Annotated in this window: 18 protein-coding genes; 5 read left to right on the top strand and 13 right to left on the bottom strand. The window is 70.8% G+C overall.

Annotation, left to right across the window (positions count from 1 at the left end; genetic code table 11):
- Positions 1-21: 21 nt before the first annotated feature.
- Together OHB01_RS26095 and OHB01_RS26090 are read right to left on the bottom strand one after the other, a co-directional pair.
- Positions 22-2,982: a BTAD domain-containing putative transcriptional regulator gene (locus OHB01_RS26095; RefSeq protein ID WP_142652589.1), complete on the bottom strand. Its 2,961-nt coding sequence runs from the start codon at positions 2,980-2,982 to the stop codon at positions 22-24.
- Positions 2,979-3,401 (bottom strand): pilus assembly protein TadG-related protein, encoded by a 423-nt coding sequence (locus OHB01_RS26090; protein WP_142652588.1) that lies wholly within the window; start codon positions 3,399-3,401, stop codon positions 2,979-2,981. The genes OHB01_RS26095 and OHB01_RS26090 overlap by 4 nt, the downstream gene beginning before the upstream one ends.
- Before the next feature lie 20 nt (positions 3,402-3,421).
- On the opposite strand from OHB01_RS26090, the gene OHB01_RS26085 reads away from it, so the two are divergent.
- Entirely contained in the window at positions 3,422-3,895 is a 474-nt protein-coding gene (locus OHB01_RS26085; RefSeq protein ID WP_205831258.1) for a hypothetical protein, read from the top strand.
- Between the two features lie 49 nt (positions 3,896-3,944).
- Here the strand turns inward: OHB01_RS26085 and OHB01_RS26080 are convergent, their stop codons facing one another.
- From OHB01_RS26080 to OHB01_RS26030, 11 genes are all read right to left on the bottom strand, one after another.
- Entirely contained in the window at positions 3,945-4,448 is a 504-nt protein-coding gene (locus OHB01_RS26080; RefSeq protein WP_142652587.1) for a TadE/TadG family type IV pilus assembly protein, read from the bottom strand.
- Positions 4,445-4,882: a TadE/TadG family type IV pilus assembly protein gene (locus OHB01_RS26075; RefSeq protein ID WP_168066625.1), complete on the bottom strand. Its 438-nt coding sequence runs from the start codon at positions 4,880-4,882 to the stop codon at positions 4,445-4,447. Before OHB01_RS26075 ends, OHB01_RS26080 begins: the two co-directional genes overlap by 4 nt.
- Positions 4,879-5,079: a hypothetical protein gene (locus OHB01_RS26070; RefSeq protein ID WP_142652585.1), complete on the bottom strand. Its 201-nt coding sequence runs from the start codon at positions 5,077-5,079 to the stop codon at positions 4,879-4,881. The genes OHB01_RS26075 and OHB01_RS26070 overlap by 4 nt, the downstream gene beginning before the upstream one ends.
- A 17-nt stretch (positions 5,080-5,096) precedes the next feature.
- The gene (locus OHB01_RS26065) at positions 5,097-5,966 is read right to left on the bottom strand and encodes a type II secretion system F family protein (protein ID WP_142652584.1); all 870 of its coding nucleotides are present in this window, start codon (positions 5,964-5,966) and stop codon (positions 5,097-5,099) included.
- Positions 5,963-6,817, bottom strand: coding sequence for a type II secretion system F family protein (locus tag OHB01_RS26060; protein ID WP_142652583.1), 855 nt, complete (start codon positions 6,815-6,817; stop codon positions 5,963-5,965). The genes OHB01_RS26065 and OHB01_RS26060 overlap by 4 nt, the downstream gene beginning before the upstream one ends.
- Positions 6,814-8,190, bottom strand: coding sequence for a CpaF family protein (locus OHB01_RS26055; RefSeq protein ID WP_142652582.1), 1,377 nt, complete (start codon positions 8,188-8,190; stop codon positions 6,814-6,816). The genes OHB01_RS26060 and OHB01_RS26055 overlap by 4 nt, the downstream gene beginning before the upstream one ends.
- A complete protein-coding gene (locus tag OHB01_RS26050; protein ID WP_328854083.1) occupies positions 8,187-9,146 on the bottom strand; it encodes a hypothetical protein in 960 nt (319 codons plus the stop codon). The genes OHB01_RS26055 and OHB01_RS26050 overlap by 4 nt, the downstream gene beginning before the upstream one ends.
- A gap of 22 nt (positions 9,147-9,168) precedes the next feature.
- Complete coding sequence (locus OHB01_RS26045; RefSeq protein ID WP_142652580.1) at positions 9,169-9,813, bottom strand: SAF domain-containing protein; 645 nt, start codon at positions 9,811-9,813, stop codon at positions 9,169-9,171.
- Between the two features lie 21 nt (positions 9,814-9,834).
- Complete coding sequence (locus tag OHB01_RS26040) at positions 9,835-10,398, bottom strand: hypothetical protein (RefSeq protein WP_142652579.1); 564 nt, start codon at positions 10,396-10,398, stop codon at positions 9,835-9,837.
- 194 nt (positions 10,399-10,592) lie between these two features.
- Positions 10,593-10,997: a hypothetical protein gene (locus OHB01_RS26035; RefSeq protein WP_328854082.1), complete on the bottom strand. Its 405-nt coding sequence runs from the start codon at positions 10,995-10,997 to the stop codon at positions 10,593-10,595.
- Positions 10,998-11,792: 795 nt separating this feature from the next.
- Positions 11,793-12,563, bottom strand: a complete 771-nt coding sequence (locus OHB01_RS26030) for a GntR family transcriptional regulator (RefSeq protein WP_142652550.1) — start codon at positions 12,561-12,563, stop codon at positions 11,793-11,795.
- 709 nt (positions 12,564-13,272) lie between these two features.
- On the opposite strand from OHB01_RS26030, the gene OHB01_RS26025 reads away from it, so the two are divergent.
- The 4 genes from OHB01_RS26025 to OHB01_RS26010 all read left to right on the top strand — a co-directional run bounded on the left by OHB01_RS26025 (position 13,273) and on the right by OHB01_RS26010 (position 15,885).
- The gene (locus tag OHB01_RS26025) at positions 13,273-13,533 is read left to right on the top strand and encodes a hypothetical protein (RefSeq protein ID WP_142652551.1); all 261 of its coding nucleotides are present in this window, start codon (positions 13,273-13,275) and stop codon (positions 13,531-13,533) included.
- A 61-nt stretch (positions 13,534-13,594) separates the two neighbouring features.
- Positions 13,595-13,813 carry a hypothetical protein gene (locus OHB01_RS26020; RefSeq protein ID WP_142652552.1) on the top strand — a complete coding sequence of 73 codons (219 nt, stop codon included), beginning with the start codon at positions 13,595-13,597 and terminating at the stop codon, positions 13,811-13,813.
- A gap of 62 nt (positions 13,814-13,875) precedes the next feature.
- A complete protein-coding gene (locus OHB01_RS26015) occupies positions 13,876-14,892 on the top strand; it encodes an ArdC-like ssDNA-binding domain-containing protein (protein ID WP_328854081.1) in 1,017 nt (338 codons plus the stop codon).
- Between the two features lie 3 nt (positions 14,893-14,895).
- The gene (locus OHB01_RS26010; protein WP_260617562.1) at positions 14,896-15,885 is read left to right on the top strand and encodes a toprim domain-containing protein; all 990 of its coding nucleotides are present in this window, start codon (positions 14,896-14,898) and stop codon (positions 15,883-15,885) included.
- Positions 15,886-16,911 lie beyond the last annotated feature (1,026 nt).

The raw sequence follows: 16,911 nt of genomic DNA, 5'->3' as shown, positions 1-16,911 counted from the left end.
GGCGTAGCCGCACGGAAGCCATCAGGTGGGGCGTCGGGCAGAGGTGAGCCGTCCGTAGAGGGCGGCGGTTTCGGGGTGAGGGTCGCCGTCGGCGCTGACTTCGGCGATCGCCTTGAGGCAGGCCTTCCACGCCTCGTGGACCCTGCTCATGTTCCCGGCCTCGTACTCCGCCCGCATCAGCGCCCGCCACAGCTGCTCGGCGTAGGGGTCGGAGGTGAGTCCCTGCCGTGCTGCGCGTGCGGAGCGGTCAGGGCGGCCGGCATCGAGTTCGAGTTCAGCGAGCAGGTCGGCGGCGTCGACGATTTCGGCGCGAATGTTCTCGATTACTGGGGTTTCTAGCCACCAGTGGTAGCAGCCGTCCAGCACCGGCCCCCTGACCAGGGCAAGGGCGTCCCAGAGGTCGATGGTGGAGTTGCGTTTGGCGCCGCGGTCGGCGAGTTCCTGGAAGCGGGTCCAGTCCAGAGTGATGGCGTGGGTGCGGTAGACGTAGGTGGAGTCGCACAGGATGCGTGCCTGGCCGTCGGAGGCCTTTCCGAGTTTGCCGCGGGTGCGGGTGATGAGCTGGCGCAGCTGGTCGGAGGGCTTGGGGGTGTCGGGGTCGGGGCCCATCATGGCGGCGAGCTGGACGTTGCGTAGCCCGGTCGGCCCGGCCAAGGCCAGGGCGAGCACGAGCTCGGCCATCTTCGGCTGGAGGTCGGCGACTGTGCCGGTGATCTCCAGCGGCCCGAGGATGGACACCTGCACAGCGTTCTGTACCTCATCGCGCTGCGGCTCGGGCTGGGCAACTTCTGGCAGTGCGGGTTTTCCCCCCGACTCCCCGTCTTCCTGCTGGCTATCGGCCGCTCCAGCGACGTATGACCTGCTTGCTCCGCCTGCCAGCGGCAGCTGGCTTTCGTCCGCATACGCGTTATACAGCGGGGCGTCGGCGGCGACGTCGCTGATGTCGCCGGCAACGGTGAACAGTTCCCCGAGCCGCTGGTAGGACTCGGCCGAGATCAGGTGCGGCCGCACTGTGAGGCCGAGCGGGGTGACGTCCAGCCGCGGCCCCTGGTCGTCCTGCGACAGGGCGAACCGCGCGGGCGCGCCTGCGGCGTCTACGGGAACGAGGGCAGCCAGACCGCCGGGCAGGGCGGTGACGGTGTCGACCAGCCGAGCCATCTGATCGGGCGACGGAGTGGTCCTGCTGATGAGGACGGTGAGAGTCCAGTCCCCATCAGGGTCGTGCAGGCGCCGGCCGGACACGCCGGTTGGGCCGTCAGTGGTGGCGAGCCGTCCGCGGAGGTCGCGGGCCCGGTCGGCGAGCAGGCCGAGCGCTTCGGCCAGGTCCGTGCAGGGTCGGATGCGATCGCCGGCCGCCTGCAGTTCGGGAAAGCCCACGGCGAGCACGTCGAACCATGGCCCATCACCGGTGGCGAGTTCGGTGGCCGCGGTGGTGAGGAAGCGGTCGACCAGCTCATCGGGGCCGGTCGCGGTGGCGGTCTGCAGGCGTTCGAGATTCACCAGGAGTGCGTGTCCGTCGTCGAGGTATCCGGTGGTGAGCAGTGCAGGGAGCACGTCCCGGGCGCTGTCCGCGTTGGGTGCGCTGTCGAGGTCGATGCGCCAGGTCGCCTTCGTGCGGCCCTGGGTGAACGGGGCTGGTGGCGTGCCGGCGGGCTGGGCCAACAGCAGTTCGACGGCATCCACGCAGACGCGTGCGCCGAGCACGTGCGGCAGGTCGCGGCCGGCGGCGGTTAGGACGCCGCCAAGCGTGGCCAGGGCCTGGCGGGCGCATGTGCGGGCGTCGGGTGCGGCCAGGCGGCGCAGTTCCTGCTCGGTGCGCAGGGTGTCTGGGTCGGCGGGCAGGGCGATGCGGCGGCCGCGGCGGCGTGTTTGGCGTTGGGCGTGGCGGAGGCGGGCGAGGGTGAGCAGGGACCCTACGGCTACTCCCCCGGCGAACGCCGCAACCGGCGCGCTGGGACCGTTGTCTTCCGCCTCCCCGCCGTCGGTCAGCAGGATCGCGGTCGGTTCCGGCGCCGATGCACGCGCCTCGCCGGTCTGCGGTGTGCGTGCGAGCGGGGCCGCGTCTCGTACGGCTGCCGGTTGCTCCCCCGCCTTCGGGAAGTCCTGTGTGGCCGGTGGTTGGGGCGAGGAGGGAGCGCCATCGTGCGGGCGGGAGAACTCGGAGGCGTCGCTCGGGTGGCCGAGATGGCGATCCGGGAGGGGCGGTTGTGGCCGGTCGAGGTCGGTCGCGGCGGCCGGCATGCGCAGCACCCAGCCGGGACGGATCACGTCGGGCCGGGTGAAACGGGCGCCGTCGGTCATCACACGGCCCCTGTTGAGCTGGGCGATTTCGGTGTAGCGGTCGCCGTTGCCGAGGTGGCGTTCGGCGATGGTCCACAGGCAGTCGCCGCGACGCACCTGGTAGGCCGCGTGCGTGAGCCGCAGCACCCGGGCGTGCGCCTGGTCAGACGCGGTGTGCGCCCCAGTCATGGTGGGCTGTCCAACCCCCGATGGCACGTCAGCTCCGGCGAAGCGTGGCGGGTCGTGCCCGGCGTCCGGTGAGGCGGTGGTGGTGTCGGCCAGTGCGGCGGGTGCGGCGGCGACCACGGCGGCGGGCGGGACGGCGGCCATTACGAACGCGGCCGGCGAGCCGGCGGCGAGCGCGACCGAGGAAATGAGCTGGGCCGACAGCCATTGGGTGGCGCCAAGGCCGGGCAGGTGCGGCGTGGCGCGGCCGCGGATGCGGGAGGCGAGCTCGACCAGGGTGCTGGCCACGAAGCTCGCCCACGCCGCCCAGCTGACGACCTTCACGACAGTGAGGAAGAGGGTGCCGTCGTCGCGGTGGGTCAGCGCGTGGCCGATCTCGCCCAGGCTGGGGAGGTGGGCGGGTACGGGGGATCCGGCCAGCGCATACAACATGAGGGGTACGCCGGCGATGAGCGCGGTCAAGACGGCGGCCGCCAGCAGCGCCCGCAGCCCGTCCAGCAGACGGAACCTGATCATCGAAGTTCTCCCTCCACGCCGGGAACGAGGCGGGCGGTGGCCGACCCGGTCACCGCGATGTCGTTGATGCCGATCAGGGCCAGGAACAGGGTGGGTTCACTCACCCGTACGCGGACCTGGATGGCGTGGGTGCCGACCGGCGCGGCGGTCCCGGTGTGGCCGGTCGTGGCGAGGTAGGAGCGCGCGGCGCGCAGAGCGGCGACCTGGTCGACGATGTATCGGCCGTCGGTGTAGGCGGCGCGGCGGTCGACGTATCCGGCGCCAGCCCGGGCCGCCTCTTCCGCAATGTTGTAGGCCTCGCGGCCGGCGCGGAGCTTGGCGGTGCCGTCCCACAGGAAGCCGGCGAGCACCAGCATCAGCGGGAACACCGCCACGGCGGTAAACAGCGTGACCGACCCGCGGTCGCGTGTCCTGGTCATGTCGACGCCATCAGGGTCAGATGGCCGTGGTGGACCGTCTGGCCTGGGAAGGCGCTCAAGGACGGGGCGATGGTGACCTGGTCGACATGAGCGTTCACGCTGCCACCCGCTGCGCCGCAGCCCCCGAGTATCTTGGCCTCGTCACGTCGTGCCCTGTCAGTCGCGTCCGGCATCCTAAAGCGATGACGCGCTGGTTCCGCACCTATTGGGATGAAGAGGACATCTGGTTCTACTTCGAGGTTGATGCCGACGGTTGGGTGAACCGCCAGGTCGAACTCCGGGGACCGGACGGCATCCCCATCGTCGCGGCGTCCCTGACGGAATGGCAGCAGGCTCAGGCAGCAGGCCGGCTCAGCCAGTACGAGGCGACCTACGGCCTGACCGCGGAGAGCCCTGTGCAGGAGTGGGACGGATACGAGCCTCACGCTCTGACTGCGGCCGAGTTCGAAGACGTGTGGAACCGGGCCCGCCGGCACCTCCGCAGCAATCACTGAGCTCGCACAATCCGGCAGGCGGCTCGTCTCGGTCCGCTGGCTCACACCTTCACACACGGACGCCTCCCGTCTTGGCACGCTCGTTGCCGGCTGAGGAACCGCCAGGATCTGCGAACCCCAGAGCTCTCCCCCGGTAGGGGTCGATGGGCGAGGCGAAGGACGCGCGGACCGTCTTCTGGCCGGGCAGTCCGGGCAGCAGGTCGCCGAGCTGGACGGTGCAGGTCACGCGGGCGACGACCTGGGCAGGCGTGCCGACCTGCCGGGAGAATCCACTGGTGTCCACCGCGATCGACGGGGCGCAGCGCAGGCCCTCGCGGCGGAGCGCGGCGGCGGCACTGGTTGTGGCGGCGCGCCGGGCCTCGGCGGGGGCGCGGGCGATGGACGCCCGCCGGGCGGCGTCGCGAGCGGCCGACTCGACCGCACTGTAGGCGGTGGCGATGCGCCCGGTGAGGACGACCAGGGCGATGAGTGCCAGCAGTGCGGGGGCGAGGACCACCAGTTCCAGCGTTGCGCTTCCCCGCTCGCCGTCCTGCGGCGTGCGTCGGCAGCTCATGGGCGGTCCGCGGGGATGAAGCGTTCGACCGGGGCGCGGGCGACCTCCGAGACGGTCCACTGAGCGATAGGTAGGAACGACGGCACCCGGCCGGTGACGACGACTTCGACGGTGCCGGCGTCGCCGCCCGCCCGGGCGTCGGGGTGGGTGAGGAAGGCGCCGCCGACGCGGGTAGCGAAGCGCACCGCGGCGGCTGGTCCGGCGGAGCGGGAGGCGCCGTCGGTGCGGGCCGCGCGGACGCCTTCCTGCGCGGCCGCCTGGGCGGTGGAGTGGGCCTGGTAGACGAAGACGGCCTGGACCGCCGCGGCCACGACCAGGAGCAGCAGCGGGAACAGGATGACCATCTCCAAGGTGGCCGCCCCGCGATCGCGCAGCACCTGGCACCGCACGCCACGGCGGGAACGCCGCAAATCGGCGGCATCAGGAGTGGTCACGGGATCTTGGCGAGCCATTCGGTGACCTTGTCCTTCATCACCGCGGCGGCGGCGATGGCGATGCCGATGATCAGGGTGGTGAGGACGACCCATTCCAGGGTGCTGGCGCCGCGGTCCTCGCGCAGACGCTGCAGGCCGGCCTGCGCGCGCACGAGCAGGAGGGTGAGCTGCGAGGACATGACAGTGGGAAGGCGCATCGGTCTCCTTGAGGGGGTCAGCCGGCGATGGCCAGCCGGTAGATCTGGGGGAAGGTCAAAAGCAGCAGGAAGGCCGCGCCGAGCAGGGCGATGGGGATGACCATGGCGGTGGTGCGGCCGTTGGCCTCGGCTTTGGCGGCGGCCAGGGCCTGGCCGCGCATGGAGGCGGCCTTGCTGATGAGGGTGTCCAGGACGCGGGCGCCTTCCTGCCCGGCGAGGGCGGCGATGTCAGCCAGGTTGGTGAGCTCGGCGATGCCGACCTGCTCGCCCAGCCGGGCAAGTCCTTCCCAGGCGGGCCGCTGGTTCCGGCGGGCCAGCTCCAGCACGGCGGTGATGCGGGCGAACGCCCAGCCGTCGCTGACCGAGGCGGCCTTTTCCAGGGCGTCGACGGGTCCGGCGCCGGCGCTGCGTTCCAGGGCCACCAGGTCGAGGTAGCCGGTGATGGCGTGCCGGAAGTCGGCCCGTCGGCGGGCGGCCTCGGACCGCACGGTCAGGTCGGGGGCGAAGAACAGCACCACCCCGCCGAGCAGGGACGCTCCGGCGGGCAGCGCCACGCCGGGGGTGCTACCTGTGGCCGCTATCAGCGCGGCGATCCCGGCGGGCAGCAGCAGGCCGAGCACGGCCAGGCCGAGCTTGGTGGCGAGGAAGCGTTCGACCGGGCGGCCGAGCAGCGCCAGGTCGCGGTGGGGGCACGGCAGCGACCCCAGGTGGGTGGCCATGAGGCGGCCGAGCCGCTGGGCCAGGTCGCCGCTGGTGTCGGGTGGGACGTAGTCGGCGCGCAGGCGGGCGACCGCCTCCTCCAGCCGGGGCGGGGCCGGCCGCAGCTCGCGCACCAGCAGGAACAGCCCGAACCCGATCAGGGCCCCGGCCAGCAGGAACAGGTTCATCGCACTCCCCCGGTGAGGAAGCGGCCAGGTGGGCGGGCGGTGCCGAGGCGGTGCAGCCACCACAGCCCGACGGCGTAGCAGGCGACGACGACCGCAAGCGCTATTTGTCCGGCGGTGGTGCCGAACGGGGCCACGTAGTCCCTGTTCAACGCGGCGAAGCCGCTGTAGCCGAACAGGAAGGCCATGATCCAGCGGACGGTGGCGCGGTGGCGGGCACGTTCGGCTTCGACCTCCCGCCGGGCGGCGACGTTGGCTGCGACCATGGCCGCCAGATTGGTCAGCACCTGCCGTACGCCGGCGCCGCGCCGGGACGCGGCGCGGATGAGCGCGGCGGCGATCAGGTCGGCCACCGGGTCGTCGAGGGCTTCGGCGAAGGCGCGCAGCGCCTGCTCGGTGTCCGCCCGGGCGGCGAGTTTGCGGCCCAGGTCGCGCACTTCGGCGGCGATCGCCTCGGGCGGGTGCTCGACACTGCGGGCCAGGGCGTCCTCGAGCCCGGAGGCGGCGCCGAGCAGGTCGGAAAGGCGCCGCGTCCACTGCTCCAGCCCTTCCAGGCGGGCGATGCGCGAGCGGGCGCCGCGCCCTCCCGTCAGGCGTGGCACGGCGAAGCAGGCGCCGATGGCGGCGAGGCCGGCGACGGGCCATCCGGTCAGCAGGAACACCGCGGGGCCGAGCAGGATCGCTGCCCCGGCCTGCCGGCGCACTGCGACGTCGCCGGCCGCGCGGGCAAGGGTGGCCAGGTGGCCGTCCGGCCTGGGCGGCGCCGGGGCCCTGCCGCGTACGGCGAGCACGAGGCAGACGATCCCGGCCGCGCCCAGCCCGCCGGCCAGCGGCGCGAGCAGCGCGCCGGTCATGACGCCCTCCACAGCACGGCGGGGTCGAACCCGGCGGCGACCAGGTCGTCCAGGCACTGCGGGGAGGTCGCCGGGATCGCACGCCCGTCGGGGCCGGGGCGGTAGATGTGGTTGCGCGCGGGCGTCGGCGTGTCGGCGGGCGGCAGCACCTCCAGCACCTCGGTGACGTAGCGGCGGTTGGTGCGCACGTCGCGGCGCAGGTGGACGACGAAGTCGACGGCCATGCCAACCAGCCCGTGGATGTCCTCGGAATCCAGCACGAGGCCGCCGGAGCGGCACAGCATGAGCAGGCGGGGGAAGACCTTCTCGGCGGAGTTGGCGTGGATGGTGCACAGCGAGCCTTCCTGGCCCGAGTTCATGGCCTGCAACATCGACCACGCCTCGTCGGCGCGGACCTCGCCGACGATGATCCGCACCGGGTTCATCCGCAGCGAGTGTTTGATCGCCGCATCAAGGGTGATCTGGCCGTGGCCTTCGCTGTTGGCTTGGCGTGACTCGAAGGCCACCACGTCGCGGTGCCGGTGCGGCAGCTGGTCCAGGTAGAGCTCGTACTCGCTTTCCAGCGTGGCGATCCGCTCGTCGGGGTCGATCTCGGCGGCCAGGGCCCGCAGCATCGTGGTCTTCCCGGCGTTGACCCCGCCGGTGACCAGGATGTCCTTACGCGCCCGCACCGCCGAGGCGAGAAACGACGCCTGCCCGGCCTCGAGAGTGCCGAGCTCGACCAGGTCGGTCAGGGTGACGTCGACGTGCCGGTGGCAGCGGATCGACACGTGCGGGCGCGGTGTGATCGCCATGACCGCCGACAGCCGCACCCGCTCCTTCAAGGCGGCGTTGAGCACGGGGGTGACGGTGGAGAACTCCCGGGAGGTCTGGCCGCCGTGGACGCCCCACATGCGGATCCGCTGAATGAGTTCCTCGTCGCTGCCGGCGACCGCCGGACCGCGTACCTTGCGCCCGTCGGCGTAGGTGACCCAGACCTCGCGGCAGCCGTTGATGTCGATGTTCTGCACCGCCGCATCGGCGATAAGCGATTGCAGCGCGCCCAGGCCGTAGCGCTCGTCCTCGACCGCGCGGACCAGACGGGCGTGCGTCCCGGGTGAGATGACGACGCCGTCGGTGAGTCGCTCTCGGGACCAGGCGGCGGTTGCGGCGTCGATGAGCTGGACGGCCTCCTCCCGGCCGGCCGCCCCTTCCAGGGCGTCGGCCACGCGGGCGCTGATGTCGCCGACCGCCGCACGGAACGCCACGTCGTCGAGGCCGTCGTCGGTCGGGGTGGGGATGCCGGGGATCGGCGGCAGGCTTCCCGGCCCGGCCGGGCGGGCGGCGGGGGCAGCGGGAAGGTCCTCGGCCAGCCACAGCGGGTGCTCACTCATGCTCGCCCTCCCCCAGACTCGGCACCCGCGGCGGGGCCGGAGTGAAGGTCGGGGCCGGCGCCGAAGGACGCAGGTGGCACCACCCCAACCGCGGCGACCGGCTGCTCCTCGGGTGCCGCTTCGAGGCGCTCCCGCAGTTGGGCCCCGAGGTTGCCCACCGTCCGCAGCAGGGAGGACATCTGCAACCGGCCGGCCCACCTTGTGCGGCCGGCGGCGCCGTCCGACAGGATGTGCGCGGCCTTCGGCAGCATTGGGACCGTCCCCAGGATGGGCGTCCCTCCGAGCGTCCGGCTGACCTCCGCCGCGGGGTAGGGCCCTTCGCCGATCAGGAGCAGGAAGCGGGGCGTGGCGGCGAGGGCGCCGCGGCTGAGCGCCTCGATCCGCGGCCCGGCCATCGCAACGAACCGCACCGTCGGCCGCAGCACGAGCACCACGGCGTCCGCAGCGGTGAGGATCGCGTACGGCACGCTCTCCACGCCGAGCGCGCCCACGTCCGCGATGACGTCGCGTCCGGCGGTCGTCAACACCTGGGCGATCTGCGGCCAGGAGCCCTTGATCTGCAGGGCCTGCCGCGGGTCGGCCACCCCGGGCAGCAGCAGCCTGCGCCGGGCGTCCCCATCCAGCGGAACGGCCTCCTCGGCCAGCTGCACCCGCGCCGCCTCCAGGTCGCGCGCGGCCGTCATGGCCACCTCGGCGACACCGATCCGGTACGGCTGCTGCCCGGCGAAGTAGCCCGGCAACACGCCGCCGCCCGACGGGTCGCATTCGGCGAGCAGCACCGGGTCGGGCCAGGTGAACGCGGCGGCCAGGCACACCGTGGTGACCCCGGGCGCCCCTCCAGGAGACGTGACCGCGATCAGCGCCATCCGCCCACCTCCGAGCAGGACGGCAGCGGTACGGCGGACACCAGGGCGGCGGCCGGCCCGCGCGAGCCGTACCGGCAGCAGCGCGGCCACCGCGCAGAGGAACCTCGGCCGATCACGCCGCGTCCCTGCGGGAGGTGAGGATGAGGGCGATGTGGCCACCCATGGCCTCCCGCGCGATGAAGCCGCCGGCCCCGGGGCCGACCAGCAGGTCGACGACTCGCACCCCGTCGGGGTCTGCCTCCCCCACCCGATCGACGACGGCGGCCAAGTCCTTCGTCACGGCCCTGGTTTCCTGCCCGGGGTCGGCCAGTTCGGCGGCGACCAGGACGCGGTCGCCGGCACGCAGGCCCCGGGCTGGAAGCTGACCCGGCTTGAGCGCGAGCGGCACCAGCTGCTGACCGGGGCCCGGCGTCATCGCGTCCGTCGTCTGCGTCTCCGCCAGGAGCGCGCCGGCCGTCAGGTCGGCGGCCGCGACCCGGCCGATTGTCTCCGGCAGCCGCCCCGCCGGGACGGTGGCGATCTGGGGGTCCGCCGAGATCTGTACCGAGGCCAGGTCGTCGGCGGTGATCACCTGGCCGATCGGGACGTCCCGGGCGACCATCAGCACGGGGCTGCGCCGGTCGAGTTCGGTGTAGGCGTACTGCCCGGCCAGCACGCCCGCCCCGATGAAGACCAAGACGAGCAGGAACATCGGCGACCGGCGCCGCCTCGGCAGGGGAAGCGGCGTGACCGTATCGCGCGTACGCGTGCGCACCATCGGAAGGGAACTCCTCAAATTTCAGTCGGTGACCAGGGCCTGCGCCTCGGCCACGGTCAGGGCGTAGGAGGTGGACCGGCTGATCGGCGCCAGCGGGCCTCCCGCTCCCCCAGACCCTCGCCACGTCGCGCCCCACACGACCGTCACCGACACCCGGTAGGCGTTTCGCGGCTGACCGGCCGACGACCGCTCATACAGATAGGTGCAGCCGCTGTCCTGCTCCTGTGGCGGGCGATGCGGGTCGTACGGCGTGCCGGGGCCGTCGCAGACGACGTCGGGCAAGCCCGCGCCCGGCGAGATGAGAAGCCGCCGCGGGGACGCCGTCACCTCGGCCCAGACAGCCCCGACGTGCACCCGTTTGGACTTGGTCGTCCACTGCCCCGAGCCGTTCAGCCAGAACCACTGCCGAATGCCGACCATCCCCGGACGGCCGCGCGGTGGCGCGGTGCTCACCTGCGGCAACGGCAGAGCCAGTTCCTTTACGGCCTGGCCCACCAGCATCTGCGGGGTCACCCCGGCTCCGCCACCCGGCCGAATCAGCCCGCAGTAGAAGTCGTCGCTGCCCTGAGGGAAACCATCGACCATCGGAGCGCAGTCGGCGTCAACTTCCTTCTTCGCCTTCCGCACCGGGGCCGGACGGACAGGGGCCCGGCCGGGCGATGTCTCCTTGGCCCAGATCGACCAGCCCTTGGGACTGCGGCTGGCTCCGGCCCCACTGCCGGGATCCCCATTGGCTACCGCAGCAGGTGAGGCAATCAGCGCGAGGACGAGCAGGGCGGTCACCGCGTGCACTTCGATTCCAGTGCCTTCTTCTGAAGGATGCGCCAGCGCCCGTCCGCACCCCTGCGCATCGTGGCTTCAACCGAGAAGTAAGGAGTGCTGAGCGTGCCCGGGATGAGCTTGTGGGTGCGTGAATCAGCTTCTCCTGTCCGAGATGCATCCATGCAGTCAAGGACGGTGGCCGTGTCGCCCTTCACCGTGACCTTCTTGACGTGCACGACAACCTCCCCCCATCCCTCGCGGTCCATCTCCTGGTAGCGCGCGATGCCCTTGAGCTCGCCCTCGACCTGGTCGTCGGTCTCGTACTGACTGAGCAGTCGCCGCGCCTCCTCGCGCGGCAAGGTGACAGCACGGGTGCTCGCTGGCCAGTAGGCGGTGTAGGCCTCGACGATGGCGTCCTCCACGGTGGTCGCCCGTGCAGAGGGCGCCGCCAGCGGAGGACTCCCGGTCGGCGAGGCGGGGGGTGTCGCCGTACGACCGACCTCCTGCGAGGCGGTGCAACCGGAGACGGCGGCCAAGAGAGCAAGGAATCCCACTCGCCACGTCACACAAGACACTTCAGCACTCTCTGTAGTCGAATAATTGCGCGCTGTAGGGTAAAGGGGCGGCCTGATTTAGATCAAGAGCAAATTGCGGTTGGCGACCCAGCTTTAGCTCCGCGCCTTCCTGCGGAGGTATGAGAGTCGCGCGCAGTGGCGGACAACACGTCGCAAGGATCACGAGAACCCATTGCTTACGCCGTGACATCGGACGCGAGAAACAGCGAGCTGAGCCGATGACCGTGAACTTTCCACCGGCATTTCGGTCGTCCCAATTCGCCAGGAAGCACGCAGCTCTCAGAGAGGCCCTGTTGCTCGTGATCGCGAGGGCTGATCCCTCTCCCTGACCGCCGACGAGGCTTTTCAGCCGGAAGGGCGACGAGCAGCTTGTACGCTTCTCCGTGGACGCCGCGACTACTCGCCGCAGGTCACGCGATGACGGCGATTGCCCATGGCTGGGACCGGAGGGAGGAGACAGAGGCAGATCGGAAAGCCCAGCGTTCTCACCAGCGCAACCGCGCCGAGAAGACGTGGAGCTGAGGGCGATTTCCTCTGGCTCTTTAGAGGGTTTACGGGCGTGACGTTTGTCGGGAGAGTCCCGCCTCGGCAGAAGGAGCCGCAAGCCGCGATGCGACTCTCACGGTTGGGAAGCGCGGCGAGTTACTCTCCTGCACCCATACGGGCCGAGTATTCCAGCAGGTACAGATCCGCCGGCAACACGATGTCGGCCGTCTCGACCACCTTCCCGCGCGACTCGTAGACCCGCTCGATCGTCAGCATGACGGAGCCCTGCGGGTGAGCGAGCTTTGCGCACTCCTCGGCAGTGCCCAATCGCGCTCCGACGGTCTCCCTCCAGTCGTCGATGGGGTGGCCGATGACGAGCATCCGCTCGGCCACACCTCGCCCGGCGTGCGGACCCTCCTCCGGCATAGCGATCGGCGTGCCCCTGGTGATCTCGAGCGGTTCCCAACTCGTGGAGAGCATGACGGGTTGTCCGTCCGCGGAGAAGAGGTACTCCGTACGGAGCACATCGGGCAGGTCCCCGGTCGGTTCGCCGAGGCCCAGCCGTTCCCGAATTGACGTGGGCGCCTGCGCGGTGTGTGAGGTGTAGTCCCATGCGGCCCGACGGCCCTGGGCTTCCATCTCCGCGGCGAAGGGGCTGCCGGAGCGGTTGCCTCGGTACCAGGCCCGAACGAGACGCTGAAGTTGGGGCTTGCTGCGCACGTAGGTGCCGGAGCCGGGCTTGGCCACAGCCAGGCCCTCGGAGACCAGAACTCGGGCGGCCTGCTTGGCGACCGCATCGGACACGCCGAACTCGCGCATGATCTCCGGACGGGACGGCAGGCGTGCGCCCGGAGGCAGCTCACCCGTGCTGATCTGCTGCCGGAAGTGTTCGACGATGCGCAGCCATAGCGGGCGATCGGAATCCATCGGAACAGGTTGACAGGCTGTGTCCCCAGGCTGCAAGCTGAGGACTCAGAACGTAAATCAGTGTCACCAGCTTAGGCGGTCTCCTCCCATGTACAAGCGAACTTTGCCCGGGCTCCCGGAGGCGGCCGACAAGGTGCGATCGTGGGCACGCAGCACTGCCAGCAGGCATCGCCCGGAACTCGCTGATCGGTGCGAGCGAGTGGTGTCCCGACTCGTCGCGAACGCGGTGCCCCGCACGCCCGAGGACGGGGTGATCGCGGTCACGATCACTCCGTCTGCCGGCCGCCTCCGGGTAGAAGTCCACGACCCGGGCGAACCCGTGGGAGGCGACGAGAAGGACGAATGGTCAGAGGTGTCGGAGCTCACGCCGTGGTACGGCAGCAGCCGTACTCGGAACGGGCACGTGACGTGGGCTGAGCTAAAAGGACCGGCGCCGTGATAGGTGCGATCCCCACGCTCTGCGCCGGGTGAGTCGTACGCACCTCGGTCGGCAAAGAGCCTGCGTGCAAGTCAGCACCTGCTTGAACAGGCGCATCGAAGCTGCCCCGCTGGTCGAGTTGTCACGACTGGCGGGGCTCGGGCGGCCCCACACCTGAGGGGGTCACGGGGCCGCCCGCCCTATCCGCACGCTGGCCGCCGAAAAAGCGAGCCCGCCGCGGCGACGAAACCACCGGACGGGCTCTTGAGATCAGGAATCGAGGTCCTGACCGTGAACAACGATCCCACACGTTCCGCCCAGCCCGACTCCGATGACGATTCGTCGTTTCGCCGACTCGTTGACGCGTACCGCGACGACTGGGTGGTCCGACGCCAACCATGGCTGTCGGCGACCAGGCGACGTCAGCTCCCCTTCGGTGTGCTCAGGAAGAGCGACCTGGCCATGACGATCGAGGCGTCCAATCTCGCCGACCTCGCGCGGCAGCTCGAAGAGCAGACCCGGCTCGCGAACGACCACCTGGTGAAGGAATGATCCCCCCGCCCTACCACGGCATCCACGTCCCTGACCCGCAACCCGGCGCGGAGGAGCTGCGGTGGCTGAAGCCGCAGCGCCGCTGCACCCACATCAGGGTACGGCGGCACACCTGCGAGTGCCGGCCCGCATATATGAGCTGTGTCAGGCCGGAGGCCTCGTCTTCGTCCGGCGGACCAACCGGAAGAAGACAGAGCTGGAGGTGGCGGAAACGGAGTGGCTGCTGACCGCCCGGGCGCAGGAGCTGTGGCAGAAGATCCTCACCGGCCGGAGCGTGTGAGCTGACGAGGGTGACGGCTGGCGTCACAGGCGGTGCAATCCGACCGGCGCAGCGTCAGGGGCGTGGTTGATGAGGTTCGAGACCCCGAACGCCCCGATGCTGCGGCGCTGCTGGACATGGCCGCTCAGGAAGCCTCCCTGCTGCGCAGCGGCCAGGACTGGGCGCGGTTTCTCGACCTGGCCGCCAAGCATCGCGGGTACGGTTTCGCCGCTCTCCTGCTCATCCGCGCGTCACGGCCGGACGCCACCATGCTGGCCGACTACGACTCCTGGCGACAGCTCGGCCGCCAGGTGCTCAAGGGCGAGCGAGGGATCCGCATCGTCCAGTCGAATGGCACGCGGCCGTCAACTGTGTTCGACATCGGCCAGACCACGGCCATTCCGTCCGCCGACAGCTGGGTACCAGGTGCGGCGCCGCTCGAACCTGGAGAGGCTCTGGCCTCGCTCTCCGATTTCGCTGGACGGCTGGGTTTCCCCGTTGTGCGGTCGCCGTACGACGGCGTGGCCCTGACCGTGCTTAGCAATGAGCACGGGCGCCGCTTCATCCGCGTCTCCGACCATCTGGACGACAACACCGCCGTCGCCGCGGTGGCCCACGAGCTGGCGCACGTCCTACTGAAGCACCCGGCCGAAGCCCCCGCCGTCACCTCGCCCGTCTGCCGGGGCATCGCGAAGCTTCAGGCGGACTCGGTCGCGTACCTTGTCCTGCGGCGGCTCAGCATGGACGCCCACGGGATCGGCTTTCCGAGCGTGTCCAGCTGGGCGGGGGCCGACCCCCGGGCTCCGCGCTTCGGCACGATGCTCGCGGTCGGCGACCGCGTCCTCCTGACCGCGTCGCTCGTCACCACGCACATGGACAGCGCGTCACGCACGACGACCGACGTGCAGCAGGGTCGGACAAAGGACGTACGCCGAGCGGAGCCGGATACTGCCCAGGCCCTCGAGGCGACGTCTTCGGCGGCGCGGATGCGTGGGATTCACCGTCAGGCCGAACAGTTCTTCGCGGCCCAACTGAAGGGTGGCTGGGCCGTGCCGTACCTCGGCAAGCGCGGCATCGACGCGCAGACGGCCAGGGCATAGCGGATTGGATACGCCCCGGGTGGGCGGAAAGGGCTGGTTGCGCACCTCCGCGGCCGCGGGTACGAGGACGCGGTGCTTGAAGCGTCCGGCTTGGCCAGACGGCGCGGTTCCCGTCTGGTCGATGCGTTACAGGACCGCATCGTGCTGACTCTGCGGACGCCGGAGGGCGGCATCGCCGGATTCATCGGCCGCCACTCTCCACGAGGTCACGGACCGAAGTACCTTGCCAGCCGCGGCTCGGCGAAGGGCAATGTGTTGTACGGCCTGGCGGAGAACCGGCAGGCCCTTGCCGCCGGTGCCCGCCCTGTCATCGTCGAGGGCCCGTTCGACGCCATCGCGGTCACCCTCGCCGGGCGCGGGCGCTATGTGGGCGTGGCGACCTGCGGGACGGCCCTCTCTCCCGCTCAGGTCGACGCCCTCGGACAGGTCTGCGACCTGGGCACGACCGGGGCCGTGATCACGTTCGACGGCGACTCGGCGGGGATGCGGGGTGCCGTCAAGGCGTTCGAACAGCTGCGAGGCGCGGAGGCCGTACGTCTCCCAGAGGGGAGGGACCCCTCGGCGATCCTGGCGCAGGACGGCCCCGCCGCACTGCACCGGCTGCTGGACCGCAGCCGGGTGCCGCTTGCCGACATCGTGGTCGACGCCGCGCTCGCGCGATTCCCGCGCTTGCAGTTTGCCGAAGACCGGATGCGTGCCCTGCAGGCCGTCGCCCCGATCGTCGCGGGCCTGCCGTCGGGACAGGTCGCCCGCCAGGTCGTCCGTACGGCCACGCGATTGGGGCTGGAGGCTACGACGGTCAACGATGCTGTCGTGAACGCCGTCGAGCAGGCACGCTTGCAGTCAGGACGGGTGACCCAAAGCTTTAACCCGGTCGACGTGGCTGGCCTCGATGCCCAGCCTGGGCACGCCAAGCCATATGCCGAACCAGCAGTCGCCCGTCCGACCTCCTCGGCACACCGGCCTCCATATTCTCTTCGCCCGAAAACATGATCAGTGGGCAACTCGAAGTCTGGACGCTTCGATCACCCCACGTGCGGGGAGGATCCTGGATATTGACCTGTAACGGTCGTACACCGGCTCACCCCCACGTGTGTGGGGAGGACGCCCGGCAGGCTGCTGGCGAGGTAGGTGGAGCGGGCACGTGCGTGGAGAGGACGAACTCGGCGCCCAGGCGGTGAATGTCGGCCTCGGCTCACCCCCAACTGCGTGGGTGTCCGTGGCCTTGTAAAAGTAGCCGCAGGTGGCCGGGTTGAGGTCACCGCCGGTGGCCAATTTTAAGTCCCCACTCGTCTTCGTGCGTGTTCGCGTGTCGTGGGGAGGGGTGTGCCCCTGAACGGTGATCGTGACGGTGTCAGCCAGTCACAAGATCAACGCTCAGGCAGTCTGCCCAGCGCGACCAGCGCGCCGAACGACGACTCACCCCCACGTGCGTGGGGAGGACGCCTGGAGGTGGCGCTGGTACTCGGCCACACGCGGCTCACCCCCACGTGCGTGGGGAGGACGTGGCATGGCGCCACATTAGGGTCTGACTCCAGGGCTCACCCCCACGTGCGTGGGGAGGACACCCTGATGCGCCCCGTGGAGGTGAGAATCACCGGCTCACCCCCACGTGCGTGGGGAGGGCGTGTCGAGGCTGCGGCGCATCGCCGGGCCGACCGGCTCACCCCACGCGCGTGAGGAGGACGTGCCCCGCGTCGAGATTCCGTACGTCGGCACCGGCTCACCCCCACATACGTGGGGCGGACTCCACCTTGAAGTGGCCGCGACCGGTCTCGTCCGGCTCACCCCCACGTGCGCGGGCAGGACAGCCGCGTCACCTCGTCGCGGTAGGGCGTCCCCGGCTCAGCCCGACGGGCGTGGGAGGACGGCAGCTCCATCAGCCGGTCGTGCCGTGCCTGCGGCTCACCCCCACGTGCGTGGGGAGGACTCATAGCAAGCCCATGTTTCCTTACCACCGTCCGGCTCACCCCCACGTGCGTGGGATGACCAGTTCGGCCCGTACGAGGTGCCCGCCTA

The sequence above is a fragment of the Microbispora hainanensis genome, from assembly GCF_036186745.1.
Classification (GTDB): domain Bacteria; phylum Actinomycetota; class Actinomycetes; order Streptosporangiales; family Streptosporangiaceae; genus Microbispora.
Note: the sequence above shows the minus strand (reverse complement) of the source record. Positions and strands in the feature narration are given on the sequence as shown.

What these genes read in the sequence shown, in the direction of transcription:
- OHB01_RS26070 (WP_142652585.1), bottom strand. Translation starts at nt 5,079, where the DNA reads ATGCGCCTTCCCACTGTCATGTCCTCGCAGCTCACCCTCCTGCTCGTG.
- OHB01_RS26040 (WP_142652579.1), bottom strand. Translation starts at nt 10,398, where the DNA reads ATGGTCGATGGTTTCCCTCAGGGCAGCGACGACTTCTACTGCGGGCTG.
- OHB01_RS26060 (WP_142652583.1), bottom strand. Translation starts at nt 6,817, where the DNA reads ATGACCGGCGCGCTGCTCGCGCCGCTGGCCGGCGGGCTGGGCGCGGCC.
- OHB01_RS26045 (WP_142652580.1), bottom strand. Translation starts at nt 9,813, where the DNA reads ATGGTGCGCACGCGTACGCGCGATACGGTCACGCCGCTTCCCCTGCCG.
- OHB01_RS26085 (WP_205831258.1), top strand. Translation starts at nt 3,422, where the DNA reads ATGGCCGTGGTGGACCGTCTGGCCTGGGAAGGCGCTCAAGGACGGGGC.
- OHB01_RS26095 (WP_142652589.1), bottom strand. Translation starts at nt 2,982, where the DNA reads ATGATCAGGTTCCGTCTGCTGGACGGGCTGCGGGCGCTGCTGGCGGCC.
- OHB01_RS26080 (WP_142652587.1), bottom strand. Translation starts at nt 4,448, where the DNA reads ATGAGCTGCCGACGCACGCCGCAGGACGGCGAGCGGGGAAGCGCAACG.
- OHB01_RS26055 (WP_142652582.1), bottom strand. Translation starts at nt 8,190, where the DNA reads ATGAGTGAGCACCCGCTGTGGCTGGCCGAGGACCTTCCCGCTGCCCCC.
- OHB01_RS26030 (WP_142652550.1), bottom strand. Translation starts at nt 12,563, where the DNA reads ATGGATTCCGATCGCCCGCTATGGCTGCGCATCGTCGAACACTTCCGG.
- OHB01_RS26065 (WP_142652584.1), bottom strand. Translation starts at nt 5,966, where the DNA reads ATGAACCTGTTCCTGCTGGCCGGGGCCCTGATCGGGTTCGGGCTGTTC.
- OHB01_RS26090 (WP_142652588.1), bottom strand. Translation starts at nt 3,401, where the DNA reads ATGACCAGGACACGCGACCGCGGGTCGGTCACGCTGTTTACCGCCGTG.